General features: G+C 66.1%; 6 protein-coding genes. All 6 read left to right on the top strand.

Annotation, left to right across the window (positions count from 1 at the left end):
* A partial coding sequence (locus EOA29_RS41700) for a hypothetical protein (protein WP_210213177.1) occupies nt 1-368 on the top strand: 368 nt, incomplete at its 5' end.
* A gap of 241 nt (nt 369-609) precedes the next feature.
* The gene (locus EOA29_RS28165; RefSeq protein ID WP_126090976.1) at nt 610-957 is read left to right on the top strand and encodes a hypothetical protein; all 348 of its coding nucleotides are present in this window, start codon (nt 610-612) and stop codon (nt 955-957) included.
* Nucleotides 958-1251: 294 nt separating this feature from the next.
* The gene (locus EOA29_RS28160; protein WP_126090975.1) at nt 1252-1623 is read left to right on the top strand and encodes a hypothetical protein; all 372 of its coding nucleotides are present in this window, start codon (nt 1252-1254) and stop codon (nt 1621-1623) included.
* Between the two features lie 248 nt (nt 1624-1871).
* Entirely contained in the window at nt 1872-2498 is a 627-nt protein-coding gene (locus EOA29_RS28155) for a CDGSH iron-sulfur domain-containing protein (protein ID WP_126090974.1), read from the top strand.
* A gap of 59 nt (nt 2499-2557) precedes the next feature.
* Complete coding sequence (locus EOA29_RS28150; RefSeq protein WP_126090973.1) at nt 2558-2860, top strand: cupredoxin family copper-binding protein; 303 nt, start codon at nt 2558-2560, stop codon at nt 2858-2860.
* A gap of 260 nt (nt 2861-3120) precedes the next feature.
* Nucleotides 3121-3923 (top strand): hydantoinase/oxoprolinase family protein (locus EOA29_RS28145; protein ID WP_145969837.1); only part of this gene is annotated, 803 nt, incomplete at its 3' end.

Genomic DNA, 3923 nt, shown 5'->3' with positions numbered 1-3923 from the left:
TGGTGGCGCTGCTGACGCTCGGCTTTGCCGGGCTTGGGCTTTTCATCGCGCGCGGCGCCTTCGACACGCGTGTCCAGGTCGTGCTCGACGAAAACGGCTTCCGCGACCGCCGCGCCGGCGACGTGCTGGTGCCGTGGCAGAAGGTGGAGAGCGTGCGCCTCGCCGCCGGCCGGGGCGCTGCGATGCTCAATTTCGATCTCACCGAGGTGCCGCCCGACGAGATCAGATACGCGCCCGCCAACCTGTTCGGCCTGCTGCCCTTCGGCAGGACCACCGTGCACATGGAGGTCTCCTCGCTCGACATGAGCGGCGAGGACATGGTGGAGGCGGTGCGCAAATTCGCGCCGCATGTGGAGGTGAGGCGCTGACCCTTCCTTCCCCCCTTGTGGGGGAAGGTGGATCGGCGCGCAGCGCCGAGACGGATGAGGGGTGTTGGAAGAAACGAGGCGCTGGCGATTTCCACCAGCGCAATTGGTAATGGACGTCGTCGCCAAGCTGGAGCACCCCTCATCCGTCCGAGCTTCGCTCGGCCACCTTCTCCCACAAGGGGAGAAGGGGGAGGTCGCGCCTTTCCCCCGCCCGTGCTCTACTCCTCTCGGGGACCCCACCATGATTCGCATCTCGCTCGCCGCTCTGCTCCTCTCCACGCCGGCCCTCGCCGCCGACATGTCGGTCTTCGTCAGGAACCAGCGGCAGCAGGACGTGGCGGTGGAATTGTTCAGCCGCGACAGCGGCAAGGTCTGGCCGGGCAACGACAAGGTCTTCCTCATCCGCCCGCAGGCGCGGAAATCCGTGCCGATCTCCTGCGACAATGGCGAGCACATCTGCTGGGGCGCCTGGGTCGTCGGCAACGATCAGATATCAGCCGGCGTCGGCCCCGACAACGACCAGCCCTGCGACACCTGCTGCTTCATCTGCGTGGAGCATTCGACGGAAACGGTGGATCTGGCGGAGTAAGCGGCGGCTATCTCCCCCCTCGAGGGGGAGATGTCGCCGAAGGCGACAGAGGGGGTCGCTGCGCGTCGAGCGCCGACGCCGTCCGCGACAAGAAATGACGTTGGCGCTTCACGCGCGAGGACCCCCTCTGGCCGCTTCGCGGCCATCTCCCCCTCGAGGGGGGAGATTAGCGCCGCGCTACTCCGCCTTCGCCAATCTCGAACGTCACGGGGAGAATCAATCCTTCCTCGTTCCAGCCTCGCATGCCATCATTCGCCATCGGCCGTGGGGGCCGATTCGACCTCGGGGGTTTTCATGTCTTTCGCCATTGCGCGCCGCGTTGCCGCCGCGCTCTCGCTTGCCGTCATCGTCTCGTCCGCCGCGCAGGCCGGCGACGTCACCTTCCAGATCAGGAACAGCCATCCCAACGCCATGCGCGTCGAACTCTACAGCCAGGACCGCGACTATGTCTGGCCGGGCAATGGCAAGGATTTCTATCTCGACGACGGCGAGACCAAGGAGCTGCCGATCTCCTGCGAGGACGGCGAGAAGATCTGCTACGGCGCCTGGGTCGACGGCGACGAGGAGACCTATTGGGGCGTCGGTCCGGGCAACAAGGAAAGCTGCGACGACTGCTGCTACACCTGCAGCGGCGGCCAGACGGAGGAGATCAATCTGGAGGAGTAGGGCGCCAAATCTCCCCCCTTGAGGGGGAGATGTCGCCGAAGGTGACAGAGGGGGTCGCCGCGCATCGAGCGCCGACGCGCCCTGCGCGACGAAAACGACGCTGGCGATCTACGTGAGACGACCCCCTCTGGCCGCTTTGCGGCCATCTCCCCCTCGAGGGGGGAGATAAGGCCGTGCATCCGGCCAGCTTGACGCCCTTCGCGCCCCCGCCCTAGCCTCGTCTCCACCCACCAACAGGAGACCCCCAAATGGCAGGCATGGTCGAAGGCGAGAAGATCGACGTTTCCTTCAGCGGCAAGCGCTGCATCCATTCGCGCAACTGCGTGCTCGGCAACCCGCATGTCTTCGTGCCAAACGCCAAGGGCGAGTGGATCCATCCCGATGCGGCGAGCGTCGAGAAGGTGGTGGCGCTGGCCGAGAACTGCCCGTCGGGCGCCATCACCTATGCCAGGAAGGATGGCGGGCCGCAGGAGAAGCCGCCGGTGGTCAACACCGTGCGCGTCAGGGAAAACGGCCCCCTGGCGGTGCATGCGCAAATCGTACTGAATGGCGAGACTTTCCATCGCGCCACGCTGTGCCGCTGCGGCCAGTCGCAGAACAAGCCGTTCTGCGACAACAGCCACATCAAGGCCGGCTTCACCGCCACCGGCGAGCCGCCGCTGAAGGAGGCGCAGGTGCTCGAGGCGCGGGACGGCCCGCTGAACGTCACGCCGACCGCGAACGGGCCGCTCAAGCTCGAAGGCAATGCCGAGATCGTCACCGGCACCGGCCACACCGTCGCCCGCACGACGAAGGTCTTCCTCTGCCGCTGCGGCCACTCGGCCAACAAGCCGTTCTGCGACGGATCGCATAAAAGAGTGGGGTTCGTGGCATGAAAACCCGTGCGCCGGCGTTAGTTTAGGATGAGGTTTCGCGCTTCAGGAGGAAATCCATCATGCGAACCATGCTCGTTCTTGCTCTGCTCGCCTTCGCCATGCCCGCCTATGCCGCCAATCACGCGGTCCAGATCAAGGGCATGAAATTCCACCCGGCCAAGATCAGTGCCGCCGTCGGCGACACCGTCATCTTCACCAATGCCGACGCCATGACGCACACCGCCACGGCCGAGGACGGCTCCTTCGACACCGGCCAGCTCGCCAAGGGCAAGAGCGCCAAGGTCAAGATCGCCAAAGCCGGCGCGCATGCGTTCCACTGTGCGATCCACAGCTCGATGAAGGGCACCGTCACGGCGAAGTAGCTGAGTAATCTCCCCCCTTGAGGGGGAGATGGCCGCAAAGCGGCCAGAGGGGGTCGTCTCACATAAATCGCCGACGTCATTGCTCGTCGTGGCGGAAGGCGTCGGCGCTCGACGCGCAGCGACCCCCTCTGTCGCCTTCGGCGACATCTCCCCCTCAAGGGGGGAGATTACCTGGCCCATCTCTCCCGCCTTTATCCGCAACCCCGTATCGGCTAAGGGGCAGGCACCAAATCTCGTTTCCCCGGACTGCCGCCCCGCCCATGATCGCCAAGCAATCCCCTCTCTTCCTCGGCATCGACACCGGCGGCACCTACACCGATGCTGTGCTGTGGTCGGAAGAGGGCGGGCCCCTGGATAACCCAAACAAGGGCAAGGTGCTGGCCAAGGCCAAGGCGCTCACCACCAGGCACGATCTCGCCGTCGGCATTTCCGGCGCGGTCGACGCGGTGCTGGAGAAGGCCGGCACCGACCCGGCGGCCATCAAGCTTGTCTCGATGTCGACGACTTTGGCCACCAACGCGCTGGTCGAGGGCCAGGGCGGCCGCGTGGCGCTCATCATGATCGGCTTTTCCGAGGCAGACCTTGCCCGCGACGGGCTGAAGACGGCTTTAGGCACCGATCCGGTCGTGTTCTGTCCCGGCGGCCATGACGTGCACGGCAATGCGGCAAAACTCGACCTTTCCGACCTCGAGGCGGCGCTGCCGGAGCTTGGGCGTTCGGTGTCGGGTTTCGCCGTCTGCGCCTATTTCGCCACCCGCAATCCGGCGCATGAGCTGGCGGCGCGCGACCTGATCCGCGAGAAGACCGGCCTGCCGGTCACCGCCAGCCATGAATTGTCGGCCAAGCTCGGCGGGCCGCGCCGCGCGCTGACCACGCTGCTCAACGCCCGCCTGATCTCGATGATCGACCGGCTGGTGGCGGCGACCGAAGGCTTTCTTGCCAAACGCGGCATCGCAGCACCCCTGATGGTGGTGCGCGGCGACGGCGCGCTGGTCTCCGCGGCCTTCGCCCGCCAGCGGCCGATTGAAACCATTCTCTCAGGCCCCGCCGCCAGCCTTGTCGG

The organism is Mesorhizobium sp. M1E.F.Ca.ET.063.01.1.1, from assembly GCF_003998155.1.
Lineage (GTDB): Bacteria > Pseudomonadota > Alphaproteobacteria > Rhizobiales > Rhizobiaceae > Mesorhizobium.
The sequence above is the reverse complement of the archived record's forward strand: the minus strand, read 5'-3'. Positions and strand labels throughout refer to the sequence as shown.